The organism is Winogradskyella sp. (assembly GCF_965656915.1).
Taxonomy (GTDB): Bacteria; Bacteroidota; Bacteroidia; order Flavobacteriales; family Flavobacteriaceae; genus Winogradskyella.
This window is the reverse complement of record NZ_CBFHMI010000013.1, coordinates 3,459-23,015: the sequence shown is the minus strand read 5'-3', so window position 1 is coordinate 23,015 and position 19,557 is coordinate 3,459. Positions and strand designations below refer to the sequence as shown.

The 19,557-nt window shown below is 33.1% G+C and carries 16 protein-coding genes; 9 read left to right on the top strand and 7 right to left on the bottom strand.

The features are described from left to right. Positions 1-119: 119 nt before the first annotated feature. The 3 genes from ACTG3Y_RS05685 to uvrB all read left to right on the top strand — a co-directional run bounded on the left by ACTG3Y_RS05685 (position 120) and on the right by uvrB (position 9,453). On the top strand, positions 120-4,976 hold the full coding sequence (locus ACTG3Y_RS05685; protein ID WP_439151954.1) for a choice-of-anchor L domain-containing protein: 4,857 nt from the start codon (positions 120-122) through the stop codon (positions 4,974-4,976). A gap of 83 nt (positions 4,977-5,059) precedes the next feature. Continuing rightward, positions 5,060-7,411: a choice-of-anchor L domain-containing protein gene (locus tag ACTG3Y_RS05680; protein ID WP_439151953.1), complete on the top strand. Its 2,352-nt coding sequence runs from the start codon at positions 5,060-5,062 to the stop codon at positions 7,409-7,411. Positions 7,412-7,446: 35 nt separating this feature from the next. Next, positions 7,447-9,453, top strand: coding sequence for an excinuclease ABC subunit UvrB (gene uvrB, locus ACTG3Y_RS05675; RefSeq protein WP_439151952.1), 2,007 nt, complete (start codon positions 7,447-7,449; stop codon positions 9,451-9,453). A 73-nt stretch (positions 9,454-9,526) separates the two neighbouring features. On the opposite strand, the gene ACTG3Y_RS05670 is transcribed toward uvrB, so the two are convergent. Further along, positions 9,527-9,928 (bottom strand): TerB family tellurite resistance protein, encoded by a 402-nt coding sequence (locus tag ACTG3Y_RS05670; RefSeq protein ID WP_439151951.1) that lies wholly within the window; start codon positions 9,926-9,928, stop codon positions 9,527-9,529. A gap of 141 nt (positions 9,929-10,069) precedes the next feature. Here ACTG3Y_RS05670 and ACTG3Y_RS05665 point away from each other — a divergent pair, with 141 nt between their 5' ends. Continuing rightward, positions 10,070-10,873, top strand: a complete 804-nt coding sequence (locus ACTG3Y_RS05665) for an alpha/beta hydrolase (RefSeq protein ID WP_439151950.1) — start codon at positions 10,070-10,072, stop codon at positions 10,871-10,873. 11 nt (positions 10,874-10,884) lie between these two features. Beyond that, positions 10,885-11,145: a DUF1456 family protein gene (locus ACTG3Y_RS05660; protein ID WP_439151949.1), complete on the top strand. Its 261-nt coding sequence runs from the start codon at positions 10,885-10,887 to the stop codon at positions 11,143-11,145. Positions 11,146-11,177: 32 nt separating this feature from the next. On the opposite strand, the gene ACTG3Y_RS05655 is transcribed toward ACTG3Y_RS05660, so the two are convergent. The 3 genes from ACTG3Y_RS05655 to ACTG3Y_RS05645 all read right to left on the bottom strand — a co-directional run bounded on the left by ACTG3Y_RS05655 (position 11,178) and on the right by ACTG3Y_RS05645 (position 13,631). Next, a complete protein-coding gene (locus ACTG3Y_RS05655) occupies positions 11,178-11,519 on the bottom strand; it encodes a hypothetical protein (RefSeq protein ID WP_439151948.1) in 342 nt (113 codons plus the stop codon). Positions 11,520-11,678: 159 nt separating this feature from the next. Then, positions 11,679-12,869, bottom strand: coding sequence for an ADP-forming succinate--CoA ligase subunit beta (gene sucC / locus ACTG3Y_RS05650; protein WP_439151947.1), 1,191 nt, complete (start codon positions 12,867-12,869; stop codon positions 11,679-11,681). A gap of 99 nt (positions 12,870-12,968) precedes the next feature. Then, positions 12,969-13,631 (bottom strand): hypothetical protein, encoded by a 663-nt coding sequence (locus tag ACTG3Y_RS05645; RefSeq protein ID WP_439151946.1) that lies wholly within the window; start codon positions 13,629-13,631, stop codon positions 12,969-12,971. A 115-nt stretch (positions 13,632-13,746) separates the two neighbouring features. On the opposite strand from ACTG3Y_RS05645, the gene lysA reads away from it, so the two are divergent. Together lysA and ACTG3Y_RS05635 are read left to right on the top strand one after the other, a co-directional pair. Next, the gene (gene lysA, locus ACTG3Y_RS05640; protein WP_439151945.1) at positions 13,747-14,952 is read left to right on the top strand and encodes a diaminopimelate decarboxylase; all 1,206 of its coding nucleotides are present in this window, start codon (positions 13,747-13,749) and stop codon (positions 14,950-14,952) included. Between the two features lie 235 nt (positions 14,953-15,187). Next, complete coding sequence (locus ACTG3Y_RS05635; protein ID WP_439151944.1) at positions 15,188-15,919, top strand: hypothetical protein; 732 nt, start codon at positions 15,188-15,190, stop codon at positions 15,917-15,919. A 300-nt stretch (positions 15,920-16,219) separates the two neighbouring features. Here ACTG3Y_RS05635 and ACTG3Y_RS05630 read toward each other — a convergent pair whose 3' ends face one another. Together ACTG3Y_RS05630 and ACTG3Y_RS05625 are read right to left on the bottom strand one after the other, a co-directional pair. Next, positions 16,220-17,821 (bottom strand): carboxypeptidase-like regulatory domain-containing protein, encoded by a 1,602-nt coding sequence (locus ACTG3Y_RS05630; protein WP_439151943.1) that lies wholly within the window; start codon positions 17,819-17,821, stop codon positions 16,220-16,222. 38 nt (positions 17,822-17,859) lie between these two features. After that, entirely contained in the window at positions 17,860-18,234 is a 375-nt protein-coding gene (locus ACTG3Y_RS05625; RefSeq protein WP_439151942.1) for a glyoxalase superfamily protein, read from the bottom strand. Between the two features lie 62 nt (positions 18,235-18,296). Here ACTG3Y_RS05625 and ACTG3Y_RS05620 point away from each other — a divergent pair, with 62 nt between their 5' ends. Further along, positions 18,297-18,749, top strand: coding sequence for a hypothetical protein (locus ACTG3Y_RS05620; RefSeq protein WP_439151941.1), 453 nt, complete (start codon positions 18,297-18,299; stop codon positions 18,747-18,749). Beyond that, positions 18,750-19,106 (top strand): M23 family metallopeptidase, encoded by a 357-nt coding sequence (locus tag ACTG3Y_RS05615; RefSeq protein ID WP_439151982.1) that lies wholly within the window; start codon positions 18,750-18,752, stop codon positions 19,104-19,106. Between the two features lies 1 nt (position 19,107). Here ACTG3Y_RS05615 and ACTG3Y_RS05610 read toward each other — a convergent pair. Beyond that, positions 19,108-19,557, bottom strand: a 450-nt coding sequence (locus ACTG3Y_RS05610) for a hypothetical protein (RefSeq protein WP_439151940.1), incomplete at its 5' end; no start/stop codon positions are given.

Sequence of the window (19,557 nt, the reverse complement as noted above, 5' to 3'; positions counted from 1 at the left end):
ATTGTCTTAAGGTGTTACACATTTCAAAATCAGACTAATTTAAGTAGCTTTTTGTATCTTTATCTCAAAAAAGGGAGGTTAAGCACTTACCTTAATGCTATTATTTTTTTTACAACTATATGAAAAAGAAAAGTATATATATATTTCTCTTCTTTCTTGTGCATATAATTTATTTAGATGCACAACAAATAGTTACGGATAATTCTTTACAACCTCAACAACTTATCGAGAATTTAATAGGCGATAATTGTGTTGAAGCGTCAAATATTACATCGAGCATTAATGGAGAGGTCAACAATATAGTCAGTTATGGTTTGTTTAATAGAGGTACATCCAATTTTCCATTAGCCAACGGATTAGTTCTATCTACAGGTAATGTAACTTCTGCAGGTAATGGTTTAATACCACAATCTTTAAGTGATGGGGAGTTAGATTGGACAACTGATCAAGACATTCTAAATGTTCTGGGTATTGATCAAACCTTAAATGCAACATCTGTAGAATTCGATTTTATTTCCGCAAATAATTTTGTAGCCTTTAAATACCTTTTTGCATCAGACGAATATCAGCAGGAATACCCATGTGATTTTAGAGATGTTTTTGCGATACTAATTAAACCGACTGGAAGTACGGATCCGTATGTAAATATAGCATTGATTCCAGATACAGCTACTGTGGTGAGTACAAACACTATTCGCCCAGATATCAATGGATTCTGTGCTGCTCAAAACGAAAACTTCTTTCAAGGTTATGGATCTGGAGATACTAATTTTAATGGTAGAACAACGGTTATGACGGCCAATGCAGCTGTAGTTCCTGGTAATTCATATCATGTAAAATTCGTTATTGCAGACCACATTGACGAACGCTTTGATTCAGCCGTATTTATAGAAGCAGACAGTTTTGGTGGTGCTATTGATTTAGGCCCAGATCAATCCGTTTGTGGTAATGCTTTAGATTTAGATCCTAACATTAGCAACACTGCAGCAACCTATACTTGGTCTCTTAATGGTAATGTACTTGCAGGTGAAAACAACCCAACATTACAAGTTTCTGAAAGTGGAACTTACGATGTAGAAGTTACTATACCTATTTCAGGTGGTACATGTACCCTTTCTGATACTATCGAAGTTGAAGTTCAGGGATTTCAACCAGCAGCACTTATTGATGATATTATAGAATGTGATCCTGCACCAAGCGATGGTATTACAGATTTTGATTTTACGCAAAAAAATGATGAAATCTATAATAATCTACCTTCAACAGATTATATGATAAGCTACCACTTATCTCTTGAAGATGCCGAGAATAATGATAATCCAATTGTTGGTATCTATCAAAACACAGAACTCCTAGAAACTATTTATGTAAGAATTGAGAGTCAGGACGACAGTTGTCTTCAAGTCGGGTGGTTTGATATTATTATTAAAGCAGCACCAAATACTTTAGAAATTGATCCTGTGATTATTTGTGATCAGATTTATATCCCATACATTTCTGCAACAGTCGATTTTGATTTTTATGATTTTAGAGTTGCCAATTTTGAATTCAACAGAACAGTAACGTTTCATTTCACAGAAGAAGAAGCTGAAAATGGAGAAAATGCTATACCATCTCCTTATCCAAGCCCTTCTGAGACACAAGTATTATATGCCCGTGTTGTAGACGATTTTAATGGATGCCATTCCACTGTGCCATTTACGTTAGAATTTAACCAAAGTCCTTTTATTGGTAATGACAATTACATTCTCAACAAATGTATACCTGTAGAGTCAGATTATGACTCGTCAGTAGTAGCTTTTAATCTTAACGAAGCCATAGATCTGGTTAGGGATTTTATTCCAGATCCTAGAGTTAATTTTTATCCAACTGCAGAAGATGCCTTAGCAGTTCAAAATGGTTTTCTATTTGCAGACGAACCTATTTTTGCTGTCTCAGCTCCTTTAACTACCATATATATGTCAGTAGCAGAAATAGGAGGTTATTGTACTTCAGTAGTACCATTAGAATTGCATAAAAATATTGCTTACAATATTTTAGGAGAGCAAACTGATGTGAATCGCTGTGACGATATGTCTGCCGATGGTATAATCGATTTTGATCTTAATGAAGTTACAGAAGAACTTATTGGCGGCTATGCAGATTTATCCATAGTATATTACCTAACTGAAGATGACCAATTAAATGGTGTTAATCCTATAAATACAAATATTCCACTTACTGTTGATACACCATCAAGAGATCTTTATGTAAGGACACAATACAAAAACGAATGTGAAAACGTTACAAAGGTTACACTCAATGTCAACCCACCGACCATTGTACAACCGAGAACTGCTGATGCCTGTGGTAATTTCAATGCTATTGATGGCACAACAACCATAGACTTAAGTTACTATGTCGATATTATGGAACAAGGAGTACCTTTTGCTCAGGTTAGGTTTTATGAGACTTTTGAAGATGCTGAAAATAGTGAAAACGAAATAACGAGCACCTATAATATTCCCGGTAACACTCAAACGTTTTACACAAGAGTTGCAAATGGTGTTACAGATTGTTATGATATAACAACACTGGATATAACAGTTGTAGAAAGTTTGAATTTCATCACACCAGAGGACTTAATCATATGTGATAACGATCAAGATGGATTCTCCATTGTCAATCTGGAAAGTATACTACCACAATTATCCAGCGACTTAAGTGAATTTACAATCACCTATTACGAAAGTTATGAGTTCGCGGTACAAGAACGCGACCCAATTGAAAATCCGACAAATTACAACACAGATTCTGGCGAAGTATTTATTAGATTAGAGCGTGAAAATTTAAATTGTTTAGCCATTATTGGTTTTGAAATTTTGATTTATGATAATCCTGTTTTAAATGAAATCTCTGATTTTTTAAATTGCCAATTAAATATTGGAAATTCCGCTAATTTCATCCTTGAAGATAAAGACGACGAGATTTTAAACGGCCAAACAGGTATGGAAGTATTTTATTTTGAAACTGAAGCAGATGCATTAAACGGTTCTAACCCAATTGACAAAACTGTGGCCTATCAAAACACCTCTAATCCACAAACCATTTATGTAAGATTGGAAAACGAAGAGCAATTAGGATGCTTTGGTGTCGCACCAATGCAGATTGAAGTAAGACAAGCTCCTATTTTTAATGAACCTACAGATATACCTGTCTGTGGTACTAATGGCAACGGTCCTTATATCGTAGATTTAAATGAAAAAATAAGCGAGATATCTAGTGGTAGCCCTCAAGATCTAGGCATAACGTTTCATAATACACCATTGAATGCAGATCTTGGCGCAAACCCAGTAGCACTCACCTATACAAGCACAAGTAATCCAGAGTTACTTTATGCCAGAATTGTTAATAATGCATCTGGTTGTTATAATGTAACAACCTTCTCTATAAATATTCTCGACTTACCAGATGTTAATTTTGGACAATCATTAACAGTTTGTGGAAATAATTTTGAAACTGATTTAGAATGGGATTTAACTGAAATAGAATTGGATATTCTAGATGGAAGACAATTCAATGTTGAATTTTTATACTACAGAAGTGAAATTGATGCTGAGAATGAATCCAATCCAATTTTAAATCCGGAAGCTTATTTCAACATCAATTATCCAGAAACCATTTATGCTAAAGTAAGCAATGTCGCTACTGGCTGCTACATTATAGTTCCATTCGATTTAAATATAAATCTTCCACCAGAAATAAATGATTTTGAAGTTTATAATGTCTGCGATAATGCAAGCAGTACTATTAATTTCGAAGGCATTAACTTAACCTTATTAGACAATACGTTTAACAAAATAGTGACATATCATGCAACTGAAGCTGACGCTGAATCTAATGAGAATGCCCTTGAATTAAACTATACCTATACAAATACTGTAGAAACATTATTTGCTAGAGTTTCATTTAGTACTACACAATGTTATGTGGTTTATCCTTTTGTTTTAAATGTTAATCCTTTACCAATTGCAAATCAGCCTGCTGATATTATTAATTGTGATGATGATTATGATGGAATTTTAGGAGTTGATCTTAATCAGCAAGATGCAGAAATCCTCAACGGACAAAATCCAGATGATTTTACTGTCACATATTATAATTCTGAAAATGAAGCAATTGAAAATACTAATGCGTTAGAATCTAATTATTTCGCAATAGATGGAGAAATCATCTTCGTTCGTGTAGAAAATAATACGACAGGTTGTTTTGATATCACTCAATTTTCAATAATTATAAATGATAATCCATATATCGACATTGAAGATCAAGTGATTTGTTTAAATGACACACCATTAATTGTATCTGCCGAAACTAATAATCCATCAGACTCTTATTTGTGGTCAACAAATGCAATAACTCCCGAAATTGAAATCACTAGTGTAGGTACGTATTCAGTCACTATTACCAATGAATTTGGTTGTGAAACAACAAGTACATTTAATGTTACAGAATCTGAATCTGCAGACATAGATGTGGTTGAAACTATAGATTTTTCTGACCCTAATAATATTACGGTAACAGTTTCAGGAATTGGCAACTATCTATATCAGTTAAATGATTTACCATTTCAAGATTCGAATATATTTTTCAATGTTCCTATTGGCTATAATACATTAACCATTAAAGATCAAAATGGATGTGGACGTATCACTAAAGAAGTTTTAGTTATAGACACTCCAAAACATATGTCACCCAATAACGATGGTGATTTTGACACATGGCATATAACAGGAGTGGAAACTTTACCTGGTACAATCATTCATATTTTTGACCGCTATGGTAAGCTTCTGAAAACTCTTAAACACAATACAGCTGGTTGGGATGGCACCTATAATGGTAACCTTATGCCTACCGGTGATTATTGGTTTGTTGCTGATGTGTTTAAAGACGGAGAAAACTTTCAAGTTAAAGGGCATTTTGCCTTAAAACGTTAATAAGAGATTAACACATTCTTTAACACCTTAATTAATCCTTGACTTGGCGCAATGCGTATCTTTGCATTCCTTTAAAAAAGAAAATGAAAAAGTCACTCTCATTTTTTATTATGCTTTTATCCTTCCTGAGTTATTCTCAGAATATTATAGTGGATAATCAAACCTATTCTGCCCAAGAATTAATTGAGAATATCTTAATAGATAGCAATTGTATTGAAAATGTGGTTGTAACAAATGTTGTTGGTGGAAATTTTAATGGGACAGATCAGAGTTATGGCTATTTTGATGCAACTGGAACCACTTTCCCATTTCAAAGTGGTATTGTCATGAGCACTGGCAGACTAAATAATGTTCCAGGACCCAATAATAGTTTAAGTGATGATGACGCATCAAATTGGTTAGGAGATGATGATTTAGAATTCGCCCTTGAGGAAACAGGCACTTTAAATGCGACTATACTTGAATTCGATTTTACCTCAGCAGCCTCACAAGTAAGTTTTAGATACATTTTTGCTTCAGAGGAATATCAAGAAAACAATCCAAATAGCTGTCAATATTCAGATTTATTTGGTTTTTTAATTAAACCTGCAGTTGGCCAAAATCAATATGAAAACATTGCACTGGTACCAGACACTAGTACACCAGTAAAAGCAACTACTGTTACGCCTGGTGTTCCCGGAACTTGCCCACCACAACACGAAACCTATTTTGGTAATTATAACGACGTCAATTCACCCATTAATTTCAATGGGCAAACTGCTGTATTAACAGCAACTGCTAATATTGTTCCTAATGAAACCTATCATGTAAAATTAGTCATAGCCGACGAGCAAAACTATAGATATGATTCTGCTGTGTTCCTAGAAGCAGGAAGTTTTCAATTATCTACAGATTTAGGACCAAATAGGCTTATCGCTACAGGTAATGCCCTTTGCGAAGGTGAAACTTTAGAATTAAACACGCAGCAACTTGGACCTTGGGTTGGATACAACTGGTATAGAAATGGTGATTTAGTACAATCAACACCAGAAAATTGCTTCAACTGTGGTTTTTATTTTGTTACTGATCCAGGAACGTATACGGTTAAAGCAACACTTGCAGGCGATTGTATCTCTTATGGAGAAGTGGTCATTGAATATGCGCCAATTCCCACAGTCCAAAATTCAGTTTTGGTTGAGTGCGATGTCAATCAGGATGGATTAACAACGTACAATCTTTTTGATGCAGAAGTAGATATAACCAACAATAATAACTCTTCAATAGTTGCTAACTTTTTTATTACTGAAGCAGATGCTATTGCAAATACAAATCCAATAACAACGGCAACAAGTTTTGAAAATTCAACTCCATTCCAAGTCGTTTATGCACGAGTCATAAACCCTTCTAATTGCGCGAGTATAGCTAAACTAGAATTACAAACGTCTAATAATATTCTTACAATTCCAGATTTAGAAGCCTGTGATGGAGATATACTAGATGGATTTGCAAGTTTTACGCTTAGTGATATAGAAGCTTCAATTATTAATCAAATTCCAACAGGTGATGAAGTGAGTTATTATGAAACTGAAGCTGATGCCTTCAGTGAATTAAATGCATTACCTAATAATTTTGTAAATACGAGTATAGATTCACAAACTATATATGTAAAGATTCGAAGCAATAATCAGTGTTTTAGTATTAGTACAGCAAATCTTAATGTTTTATATACACCAGTTTTAGAAGCTGATAAAACGGTAATTTATTGTCTTAATTCATTTCCTGAAACCATCACTATTTATGGAGAGGTACTTAATGATGCAAACAACAATTATTACTACGAATGGTATTATAATGGTGTCTTAACCAATGTAAATACGTTATTTAATGAGATTAACGAAATTGGTACGTACACCGTTATAGTTACCGACCCAAATGGATGTTCATCTAGCAGAACCATTACCGTAAATCCATCTGAAACTGCTGTGATTGAAAGTGTAGCTGTTGAAGGTATATCACCAAATAATACAGTGGGCATAAATGTTTCTGGGAATGGTGTTTATGAATTCGCAATAGATGAGAGTGATGGATTATATCAAGAAAGTAATATTTTCACCAACGTTTCCGAAGGATTTCACACTATTTATGTAAGAGATAGAAATGGTTGTGGTCTTATTGAAGAAACAATTTCTGTTCTTGGATTTCCAAAATACTTTACACCCAATGGTGATACTGTTAATGACACCTGGAAAGTTTTAGGTTTCAGCTCACAATTAAACCAATTAGCATATATACGTATATTTGATCGTTACGGAAAACTAATAACACAATTAAGCAATCAAGCAACTGCTTGGGACGGAAATCTTAATGGTAGAAAATTACCGAGTAATGATTATTGGTTTGTCGCAAAATTTATAGACGGAAAAATATATACAGGGCATTTTGCCTTAAAGCGTTAATTGAAAACTGATATACTTTATCGTAACTTTGCATCATGCGTTTTAAAATAAAATCAGAGTTTAAACCTACAGGAGATCAACCAGAAGCCATAAAGCAACTTGCTAATGGCATTAATCAAGATGAAAGATATCAAACGCTTCTGGGCGTTACAGGTTCAGGTAAAACTTTTACTGTTGCTAACGTTATACAAGAAGTACAACGTCCTACTCTAGTACTTGCCCATAACAAAACATTAGCAGCTCAATTATACTCTGAGTTTAAACAGTTCTTTCCTGATAATGCGGTTGAGTATTTTGTATCCTATTATGATTATTACCAACCTGAAGCTTATATACCAGTTTCTGGTGTTTACATAGAAAAAGATTTATCTATAAATGAAGAGATTGAAAAGATGCGATTAAGTACAACCTCTTCCCTACTTTCTGGTAGACGTGATGTGCTCGTTGTTGCTTCTGTATCTTGTCTATATGGTATTGGAAATCCAGTCGAGTTTCAAAAAAATGTAATCACTATTGAGCGCGATCAGGTTATTTCTCGGACAAAATTATTACATCAATTAGTACAAAGTTTATATTCCAGAACTGAAGCCGATTTTAAAAATGGAAACTTCAGAATTAAAGGTGATACTGTTGATGTCTTCCCTGGATACTCAGATAATGCTTTTCGTATTCATTTTTTCGGAGATGAAATTGAAGAAATTGAAGCTTTTGATGCACATACTAATGAAATAATAGAACGCTATGATCGATTAAACATCTATCCTGCAAATATGTTTGTAACCTCACCTGATGTACTTAATGGTGCGATAAAAGACATCCAGGATGATTTGGTAAAGCAACACGATTATTTCAAAGATATCGGAAAACATCTTGAAGCCAAACGGTTAAAAGAACGTACTGAATTTGATCTAGAAATGATCAGAGAACTTGGCTATTGTTCTGGTATTGAGAACTATTCGAGATACTTAGATGGACGAGCACCAGGCACAAGGCCTTTCTGTTTGTTAGATTATTTTCCGGATGATTATTTAATGGTTGTAGATGAAAGCCATGTTACCATTTCTCAAGTTCACGCCATGTATGGTGGTGACAGAAGTAGAAAAGAGAATCTGGTAGAATATGGCTTTAGATTACCTGCTGCTATGGATAACAGACCTTTGAAGTTTGAAGAATTTGAAGCACTACAAAATCAGGTCATATACGTAAGTGCAACTCCTGCTGATTACGAAATGCAAAAAACAGATGGTGTTTATGTGGAGCAAGTGATTAGACCAACAGGTTTACTAGACCCAATAATAGAGGTTCGTCCGAGTTTAAATCAAATTGATGACTTAATTGAAGAAATTCAAGATCGCGTTGAAAAGGATGAACGCACGTTGGTGACGACATTAACCAAACGAATGGCAGAAGAACTGGTAAAATACCTAACCAGAATTTCAACTCGATGTAGATATATTCATAGCGATGTAGATACTTTAGAACGTGTAGAAATTATGCAAGATCTACGTAAAGGTATATTTGACGTGCTGGTTGGAGTCAATCTTTTGAGAGAAGGATTAGACTTACCTGAAGTTTCGTTGGTAGCGATACTAGATGCCGATAAAGAAGGGTTTTTGAGATCTAATCGGTCCTTAACGCAAACGGTTGGTAGAGCTGCAAGAAATTTAAATGGAAAGGCTATTATGTATGCCGATAAAATTACCAATAGTATGCAAAAAACTATTGATGAAACTAATTACCGTCGCGAAAAGCAAATTGCATACAATACAGAGAATAACATAATACCTAAGGCATTAAATAAGAGTTTAGATAGTGCACTTGCCAAAAACTCAGTAAGTACTTACCGTACAGAGTTAGAAGCTAAACTAGCTGCAGAGCCAGAAAGCGAATATTTAACAAAAAGTCAACTAGAGAAAAAGATACGAGATAAGCGTAAGCAAATGGAACAAGCAGCAAAAGCTTTGGACTTTATGGAGGCTGCAAGATTCAGAGATGAAATTACAGCGTACCAAAGTAAACTTGAAAAATTAAAAGTAAAGTAATAGAAATTGCTGCGTCCTTCGATCTAGTAATGACAGGTTCTTATAACTGCAATACTTCAACGGCACCTGAATATTAGTTATACTGAACTTTAAAAATATCTATCAAAAAGTCTGGTGGCACAACTTTATTAGGAAAACTATCCATTAAATCTAGAACTCTGTTAATAGACTCATGGCTTAAGCCCATACGTAAACCAAAATTATGGATTTTAACCAATTGTTTTGGTGAAACCTTATGATCTAAATTCATTAAAAGAACTAATCTATGAAACTGAACAATACGTTCACTATGTGTCTTTAGATGCACATATGTTACAGGATGTCTAAAAAGATATTCAAAATCTTCTTTAGAAATATCTAATTGTTTCGCAATACTAAATAAAAAGCTATATTCAATGGCTTTAATACTTTCATCTGTTTGAGCAAATGCAATCATCTCGGATAATAGGCTCAATTTTTCAGCACGGTTAATCATGTCTATAAGGGAATTATTTATAATGTAAAGTTAATAAGGTGTATTATTTTATTGTCGTTGATATAATGTATCTTGTCGAAAAATTAAATGTCCTTAGTCGAGTTTTTTAAACGTTTGTCATTCTAAGACACCAATAATAGCATGAGATTCAAGCATATTCTTCTAATTTTTACGCTCTTTTTCTTAGTTAGTTTACAGTCTCAAAGCACTGCTTCTAAACAGGTTACCACTTTTTCGATTGAAGCTCCACAATTAGATTCTGTAAAAAAAATATGGGTTTATCTACCGAAAAGTTATCAACATTCTGAAAAACGCTATCCAGTCGTATACATGCATGATGCACAAAATTTGTTTGATGATAGCACCTCATATGCTGGAGAATGGAAAATTGATGAGTACATGGATACTTTAGAAAGTACTGAAAGTATAATAATAGGTATTGAACATGGTAATAAAAAACGAATAGATGAATTAACACCTTACAGTCATAAAACCTATGGCGATGGTGATGGTGAATTTTACTTAAGGTTTATAAAAAATACGCTTAAACCTCATATAGATGTTACTTATAGAACCCTAAGCGATGCTGATAGCACAACTATCTTTGGTTCTTCTCTTGGTGGACTAATTTCATTCTATGCGGTTATAAAATATCCTAAAACCTTTGGAAAAGCAGGTGTTTTTTCACCTGCGTTTTGGATTAATCCAGAAATTTTTGAGCTGGTCAAGACCAATCCTATTAGTGAAAACGTAAAATTTTATTTTTTAGCTGGAACCGATGAAGGGGAAACTATGATTCCAAAACTTAATAACATGATATCCTTGTTAAAATCTAAAGGATTAAACGATAACCAAATAGACGCACAAATTATTGAAGGAGGACAGCACAACGAGCAATTTTGGGCAGAACATTTTGGTAAAGCCTACCAGTGGCTATTTAATTAAAAAATACTAGTATGACAAATAACGATATATTTAAAAAACTAAGAGTAGCGCATAAATTGCGTGATGAGGACATTGTAAAAATATTAGCCTTGGTAGACTTTAGGATTTCAAAAAGTGAACTAAACGCCTTTTTTCGAAAGGAGGACCATCCAAAATACATGGAATGTGGAGATCAAATTTTAAGGAATTTCCTTAATGGATTAATTATTCATTTAAGAGGTCCAATGCCAAAAAAAGAAAACACAGATAAACAAAAAAAGAGCAACAATTAATGTTGCTCTTTTTATTTTACATAAGATAGATTCTAATTAGTTTCAACCATCTTGATTGGAACCTTAAATGATCTATTTAAACCAATCGCATCCTTAGATAACTTCTTGTAGTTTAATCGGTTTTTAATATACCTCTCAACTGCTTTGTTATCGGTTGATACAGAAATCACAACCATTTCATCATTTTCATTAATGATTAGATCAACAACAGCATTAACATCTTTAGTCAATTGAAAATCTGGGTTTTTCAATAAATCACCAACGGCTTCAGTTAAAGTGCTTGGTTGAGCTTCTTCGATCGGGTTTGTACTTGCTGCAAGTACACTACTAAACGCAATTGCTACGACTAGTACTAACATTTTTAATGTCTTCATAATTATTTGTTTTTATAAGATTGATACTTAATAGACTTTTAAAATTATGAATGGTTACACTTGTTAACATTGTTTAACGTTGATTAGCAGATAATTAACATAAAAAAAAAGCGCCTTTATAAAAAGGCGCATTAAATTTATTTTAAATAAGTTCTATTTCTAAGAAAGTACATTCTGAACTTTATCAGCTGCTTCTTGGAATTCTGTAGCACTTAGTACATCTAAACCAGAGTTGTCAATAAGTTCTTTTGCAATATCAGCATTAGTACCTTGTAAACGTACAATAATAGGAACATTAATGTTACCCATATTCGTATAAGCATCAATTACACCCTGTGCTACTCTATCACAACGTACAATACCACCAAAAATGTTTATTAAGATAGCTTTTACAGCAGGGTCTTTTAAGATGATCTTAAAAGCGGCTTCTACTCTTGCAGCATCCGCTGTACCACCAACATCTAAAAAGTTAGCTGGCTCACCACCTGCTTGTTTAATTAAATCCATAGTAGCCATTGCTAAACCAGCACCATTAACCATACAACCAACATTTCCATCTAAGTCAACATAGTTTAGACCTAATTCACCAGCTTCAACTTCAATAGGATTTTCTTCACGCTTATCTCTTAATGCTGCTAAATCTTTATGTCTGAATAAGGCATTACCATCTAAAGTTACTTTAGAATCTACTGCCATTATTTTATCATCACTTGTTTTTAAAACAGGATTGATTTCAAATAATGAGGCATCTGACTTTACATACGCCGTATATAGCGCAGACACGAATTTTGTCATTTCTTTAAATGCTGTACCAGATAAGCCTAAGTTAAACGCTACACGACGTGCTTGAAAACCTAAAAGTCCTAATGCAGGGTCTATTTCTTCAGTAAATATTAAGTGAGGAGTTTCTTCGGCAACAGTTTCAATATCCATACCACCTTCAGTAGAATACATAATCATATTTTTACCTGTACCTCTATTTAAAAGAACAGACATGTAATATTCTTCTGGCTTATTATCACCTGGATAATAAACATCCTCAGCAACTAATACCTGGTGCACCTTTTTACCTTCTGCTGAAGTTTGAGGTGTTACTAAGTTCATACCAATGATTTGTCCAGCGATGTCTTTAACTTCATCTAAGTTCTTAGCAAGCTTAACTCCACCACCTTTACCACGTCCACCAGCGTGAACCTGAGCTTTAATGACATGCCATCCTGTACCAGTGTCTTCCGTTAGTTTTTTTGCTGCTGCAACAGCTTCATCAGCAGTTTGAGCAACAATACCACGTTGAATACGTACTCCAAAACTGCTTAATAATTCTTTTCCTTGATATTCGTGTAAATTCATTTAGTCTGAAATTTATTTCGACTGCAAAAATACGGATACGCTTACTTTAAACCAATATTTTTTCTTGTGATTTTTTCCAATTACCATTGGTTCTTATAATTAATTCTTATTTAGATTTTTAATTATTGAAAAGGCATTGTCTACAATGTCGTCTTCAACCACAATAGTAAACTCGTTTGTGGTTGATATCACCTCATACAGCGACACATTTTGTAACGCCAATCTTTTAAGTATTTGATAATAAAGCCCAGCGACTTTAGTATTATTCTTTGGCAGAAGTAAGCTAATTGCGGATAAATTCTCTTTTATTTCAAGACATTTTTCAGATTTAAAACTATCTAAAACATCCGCTTTTTCACTACTTGAAATTATGATATTACTTTCTAAGATGCCTCTTGTGAATGTATAAAAAATATGATTTTTATCCTTTATCTTATTTAAAATATCTGCTTGACTGTGAATTAATGTATCAGAATTCCTGAAGGTAAAATCACTTAAATTAGACCTTAAGGTAATATCTCCCAACTGCCCTAACAAGACTTCAATCTTATAATAAGGCCTACTTACAGTTAATTTGTCTTTATAGCGACGTAATGCCATCATAATAGATCCTGTCTTTACTGTTTTGCCCAATTGCTGTGACACTTGTTGCTGTAAATGCTCAGCTAAAGCTGAATAATTGATTATTTCTTTAGAAAGCGCATCTTCTAAAAATGGTTGTTGTAGTACTATGGATTCAACACATGCTGCAACAGTTTTCATTTTGTTAATTATTTAACTTATTGTGTAAATTTAGTAAAAAAACATATAAATAATTATTTAAAAATAAGCTAAAGTATAAGTTTGACGACTTAAAATAAATGAATTGCTGCATGCTATGAATACTAAAACCCTATTACAAATTGCCCAAGATTTCGGAAGTCCTGTTTATGCATACGATGGAGATACTATTATTTCACAATATAAAAGACTCACAAAAGCATTCAGTAATGTAAAGCATCTTAAAATCAATTATGCGGTAAAGGCACTTTCTAATCTTTCAATTCTTAAGCTATTTAATTCATTAGATTCAGGATTAGATACGGTTTCTATTCAAGAAGTACAATTGGGCTTAAAGGCAGGTTTTAAACCAGAGGATATTATTTATACCCCTAATGGTGTATCATTACAAGAGATAGAGACTGTAGCTAAACTTGGTGTGCAAATAAACATAGATAACCTTTCAATATTAGAACAATTTGGTTCTAAACATCCTAATATACCTGTTTGCATTAGAATAAATCCGCATGTTATGGCAGGTGGTAATACAAATATATCCGTAGGCCATATTGATAGTAAGTTTGGTATATCTATTCACCAAATACCATTATTACTGAGAATCGTAGAAAACACCAATATGACAATCAATGGCATACACATGCATACTGGTAGTGATATATTAGATATTGATGTTTTTCTATATGCAAGCGAAATCTTGTTTGAAACCGCCACAAATTTTAAAAATTTAGAGTTCATTGATTTTGGTTCTGGATTTAAGGTGCCTTATAAATCAGGCGACATAGAAACGAATATTGAAGAACTGGGTAAAAAATTGTCTAAACGATTCAATCAGTTCTGTAAAGACTATGGTAAAGACTTAACACTTGCCTTTGAACCTGGTAAATTTTTAGTGAGCGAAGCTGGAGTGTTTTTAGCTAAAGTTAATGTCGTAAAACAAACCACTTCTACTGTTTTTGCGCAAATTGATTCTGGCTTTAATCACCTCATAAGACCTATGCTCTATGGCTCTCAACATGAAATTATAAATATTGTAAACCCAAAAGGGAGAGAACGCTTTTATTCCGTTGTTGGTTATATCTGTGAAACAGACACGTTTGCTAATAACAGACGTATCAATGAAATTAATGAAGGTGATATTCTATGCTTTAAAAATGCAGGTGCGTATTGTTTTACCATGGCAAGTAACTATAATTCACGCTACAGACCTGCAGAAGTATTGATTTATAAAGGCAAAACACATCTTATTAGAAAGCGCGAAACAATGGATGATATATTCCGTAATCAGGTATCAATTTCATTCTAATTTATTTTCAATAGGCTTTCATCACTATTGAATTTTTTAGTATCTAATATATTTTCTAAAGAAAATTCACTATTTTTTAGTACTATATATGCTTAATTTTCAGCGTTTTAATAAGAATTAAATTGCGTTTACCACCCTAACTCAACGTGTTCTAATCTTCACTAAATTTATAATTTCAATTGTAAATTTTTATGTTTTGGTTGCTATTAATTAATCAACTAAATCAATTTACATTATGAGAAAATTATGTTTTCTATTACTTATTGTGCCATTCTTTTTAATGGGACAAGATGATGATTCTAGTAACATCGTTAATGTTACTCACATTACAGTTAAAATGGGCCATGAGGCTCAATTCGCAGAAGGTATTGACAAATACAAAAAATGCTATGAAGAAAATAATGGTGAAGGTACATGGAACTTTTGGAGACGCGTACAAGGCTCTAACTCTGTTTATGCGGTAACCGACTCTATGGAAAATTGGGCAGAAATGGATGATGACAGTGATGAGGCGAGTAATAACTGCAGAAGCTTATTTCCTGAGCACATATTACCTCATATGGAAAGTATGGATTATATGATCACAGAAACGATGCCTGACATTAGTAACGATTCCAATGAATCAAAAGACAAAGTCTGGGTTACCTATTTTAGAGTTAATAGTTCGGCAGATTTTATGGAAGTTATAAAAGCGGTGTCTGGAGAAATAAAAAAAGCTGAAGGTGACGAACGTGCCTATTGGTATACTGTTGTTGGAGGTTCTGAAGATTCTGCCGAGTTTATGGTAGCTTGGCCATTTGACAACTACGCTGATCTTGATAAAGATATGGATGGAGTCTGGAAAGTTTACGAAAATGCTCATGGAGCTGAAAAAACTGCAGAAATGCGTAAAAAGTTTAATGAAGCTATTGATGGTTCTTGGGCATTTATGTATGACAAAAGTGACACCATGTCTAAAACCGATTAACATAGTTATTTAATTCTTATTAAATTAGTAATGATAAAAAATAAAGCGTTGCGATGTGCAGCGCTTTTTTTATACCTTTATTTAATGCTAAACTATAACTATAACATGGGCTCACAGACCAATAGTTATAACTCAAATAGAATATATGTCGGGATTTGATATTGTTATGGTAATTGCCGTTATACTTTTTGCACGTTTAGGTGTGCGACTAGTGACACGGTATATTCAGATGAAACGTGAAGAAAAACATGAAGACAAATAACTTATAAAAAAAATTGATAAGAATTTTGAAACAGATGATTAACCTTTAGTTTGTTTCAATGGTGTATTAATCCAGTATGTGTCTACATCTAATTTTGTATTATTTATTCTGGAAGAAAACAAAGGCTCAGTCTTATACAGAAAAATAAGATCATCTTCAGGTTGTTTAGTTTTAAAAACCTCTTGAGTAAATAATTCCCTAAACTGATAACCAATGAGTTTAGATTCTTTGTTTATTACCGCTCCAGAAATATCTTTCACGCGTTTGAGCTTATAACTAAAGTCTTCAGATCTTATGTTTTCGGTATCCACGCCACTTCCTGCAGACCAACCAATAACATCTATTTTTAGAATTTTCTCATCCTCTAATTCAATGGAATTTATGATAAGCTTCGTATTATCATACCGCAATCTAAAATTACTTTTTCGTTTAATCGTCTTTTCATCTATAGGCTTATTAAAAGTGATGTAAAACTTTTTATTTCTGGTATTAAAGTAGAAATCTTCGACTTTAAACGGATTAGGTTCTTTAATTATAAACCTATTATTAAAGGTCATATAGTTTAAATACATCTTTTCACCAATAGCTTTATATTCAATATTTACTTCGAACAACGTTGTTTTTCGGTTCGTTGTAATACGACTTGCACTATTACCAAATGGGTTACCACGATTAGAATTTCTGCCCTTATCTAGCATTCTATATTCTAATTTATGTATGGCATAATTGGTTTTAGAAATATATATAGTGCCTTGCCCAATATATTTGGCACCTTCATCTCCTTTAGATACAAATCTTATTTCATATAAGGGAATGTCATCCGCATAGACGACTTTCATTAATTTAAAATCATGGTTCTCTATAAAATTATCTTTAAACACATAAATAAAAGAGAAACTCGATTTATCAAAATTTCTAATTGGATTATGGATATTTAATATCTCTAATTCATTTTGAATATTAGTTCCTAGTTTGGCAGAATTGTATCTATCTAACAATTTAGATTTCCCATAGATTGAATTTAATAATTGTTTGTCTTGATAGAATTCAGTATTTAAATCATAGGAATACAATGCTGATTTATTACTCTCATTTTCATATTTATCCGTATTAAAACCAGCATCAAAATTTTCAATTATAGCCTCATTTAAATTATAATAGTTATTGTTTACAACCTGATAATCTCTGTAGTAAGTGATGTATGAATGCGGAGTATAAGGATAATTTGTAGGTATTCTGCCTATTGCATTTCTGATAATTGTTTCGGCAGATTCTGATCTTGTACGTCCTGAATTACTTTTTGCCGTAATTAATACTTCACCCAACTCCTCTACTCTAGGTTTTAAATAAATAATATTTATTTCATTTTCCTTAAGCGTATTTGCTTCTAATCGCAAGGTCTTATAACCTATTGAAGATATAATTACAGCCTTATTTTGCGTTTTATAATCTAATGGTAATCTAAATCCTCCGTCTTCGCCTGCAATGACTCCATTCTGAACATTTTCAAATCTAACGGTCGCGTAGGCTACAGGATAATTCGCTTCAGCATCTAACACCTTACACAACAAGTCATTAGAATTTTGAGCAGATAATACTCCACAAATAAAAAATACTATTATTAAAAGACTAGTTCTCATAAATGATTTGCTATAATAAATATTGTAAAATTAAATGTCTAGATTTCTCTATAAAATGTTAAACCATTGCCATACAAATCATAAAATGCAAACTCTTCAGTTCCCCAAGGTGTCTTTTTTAAGAATGTGTTATCATGAAACACCTTATTAGAGTTGTATTCGTCAAACAATTCACTGATGTTTTCAACATATATTCTTAACATTGGTCTGTCTAAGCCAGCAACCCATTCTTTCTCATCGTGCCATTGCAAATGAATCTCTACATGGTCTCTTCTAACACCAGCATAGCCGTGAGCATCAATCGTATCTGTAAAACCCAATTTGAAGCCTAAGTTGTTTACATAATACGCAACCGCTTTAGATACATCTATTACAGGTAAAACAGGATGAATTTGTTTTAATATGCCTGGCATAGTTTTTAGATTTTTTATCTTTACTAATGTAACAATTTAATTAAAACTGACTCTTTATCTATATGAAAAGAATACTTCTATTTTTAGTTCTTATTTGCATCTCTCAGCAATTTTATGGACAAAAATTAAAGCGCGCTAAGACAGTAGAAAATGATTCTGTTTATGTAGATTTCATCAATCCTTTTTATGCACCTGTAGAATTAAAAATTACCGCATTAGACTCTACAAAATCATTTATAAGAGTTAACTCTTTTGGCGTATTAAAACAAGGTGACACCCTAAAAAATGTCTTAGTTTTACCGTTATACAAAGTAAAAGACACCGCAAAGATTGACTCCAAAAACTACATTGCTTTAAAGGGTACGTTTGGTGACCCAAAAAGTAATATAGATTTAGACTACAGATACACATTACCATATCCAAGAGGAAAAAAATATAAGATAATACAATCCTTTGGTGGGAAATTTTCACATAATAAACCTCATTCGCGTTATGCCTTGGATATAGGAACGTAAATAGGAGACACTATTACTGCTGCAAGACCTGGGATTGTCATGTTCATTAAAGAAGATTCTGATGAACATTGTAGAACTTATAAATGCGCAGATAAAGGCAATAAGATAATCATTTTGCATGATGATGGCAGTATGGCACATTATGTTCATTTAGATTTTGAAGGAGCTGTTGTAGATGTTGGAGACAAAGTGGTTTTAAATCAACCCATAGGAATTTCAGGAATGACAGGTTTTACAACCATTCCTCACCTACACTTCGTTATATTTAAAGCAGGTGGTATTTCTATACCTTTTAAGTTTAAAGGTCAGAGAACAAAAAAATTAAAACAAGGACGTTATTATTTAAGACGACATTGAGTTATTCACTTACCGTACCAGAGAAATGATTGACCTTAGGATTAATTGGATTTCCTGTAGTACGTCTATTTATCACAATCTGCCCACTATGCCATATAGCATCAGCTATTGGACCATTAACCTGATTCCAAAATGGTATCTCACGTTCACCAAAAATAATTTTGAATTGTGATATATCTTCACTTTTGCGCAAAATATCTGCCGCAGTTTTTAAGTTCGTTAAAGTTTTTACTCGAAGTTCCTCATAGGACCAATTTTCTTCAACTTTTGCGTTTGGCTGCTTAAGCGTAGAATTTACAATAATTTTAGACAAATCATAAATATGTTTAATGGTTTCTTTTGTAGATCTTCCTTCTTCATTAGCCCGATACATTAAGTCTTTTTTTGAAAGACTATCAGTTGCCCAATAGAAACGAAAGCCTAAAGCATCGATCATACGAGCAGCCATTGT

Excerpts from the sequence above, each read along its gene's own strand:
- ACTG3Y_RS05670 (WP_439151951.1), bottom strand. The coding sequence starts at position 9,928 with ATGATTAACCGTGCTGAAAAATTGAGCCTATTATCCGAGATGATTGCA.
- ACTG3Y_RS05620 (WP_439151941.1), top strand. The coding sequence starts at position 18,297 with ATGAAAAGAATACTTCTATTTTTAGTTCTTATTTGCATCTCTCAGCAA.
- ACTG3Y_RS05645 (WP_439151946.1), bottom strand. The coding sequence starts at position 13,631 with ATGAAAACTGTTGCAGCATGTGTTGAATCCATAGTACTACAACAACCA.
- uvrB (WP_439151952.1), top strand. The coding sequence starts at position 7,447 with ATGCGTTTTAAAATAAAATCAGAGTTTAAACCTACAGGAGATCAACCA.
- ACTG3Y_RS05655 (WP_439151948.1), bottom strand. The coding sequence starts at position 11,519 with ATGAAGACATTAAAAATGTTAGTACTAGTCGTAGCAATTGCGTTTAGT.
- ACTG3Y_RS05685 (WP_439151954.1), top strand. The coding sequence starts at position 120 with ATGAAAAAGAAAAGTATATATATATTTCTCTTCTTTCTTGTGCATATA.
- ACTG3Y_RS05665 (WP_439151950.1), top strand. The coding sequence starts at position 10,070 with ATGAGATTCAAGCATATTCTTCTAATTTTTACGCTCTTTTTCTTAGTT.
- ACTG3Y_RS05660 (WP_439151949.1), top strand. The coding sequence starts at position 10,885 with ATGACAAATAACGATATATTTAAAAAACTAAGAGTAGCGCATAAATTG.
- ACTG3Y_RS05630 (WP_439151943.1), bottom strand. The coding sequence starts at position 17,821 with ATGAGAACTAGTCTTTTAATAATAGTATTTTTTATTTGTGGAGTATTA.
- sucC (WP_439151947.1), bottom strand. The coding sequence starts at position 12,869 with ATGAATTTACACGAATATCAAGGAAAAGAATTATTAAGCAGTTTTGGA.
- lysA (WP_439151945.1), top strand. The coding sequence starts at position 13,747 with ATGAATACTAAAACCCTATTACAAATTGCCCAAGATTTCGGAAGTCCT.
- ACTG3Y_RS05635 (WP_439151944.1), top strand. The coding sequence starts at position 15,188 with ATGAGAAAATTATGTTTTCTATTACTTATTGTGCCATTCTTTTTAATG.
- ACTG3Y_RS05625 (WP_439151942.1), bottom strand. The coding sequence starts at position 18,234 with ATGCCAGGCATATTAAAACAAATTCATCCTGTTTTACCTGTAATAGAT.
- ACTG3Y_RS05680 (WP_439151953.1), top strand. The coding sequence starts at position 5,060 with ATGAAAAAGTCACTCTCATTTTTTATTATGCTTTTATCCTTCCTGAGT.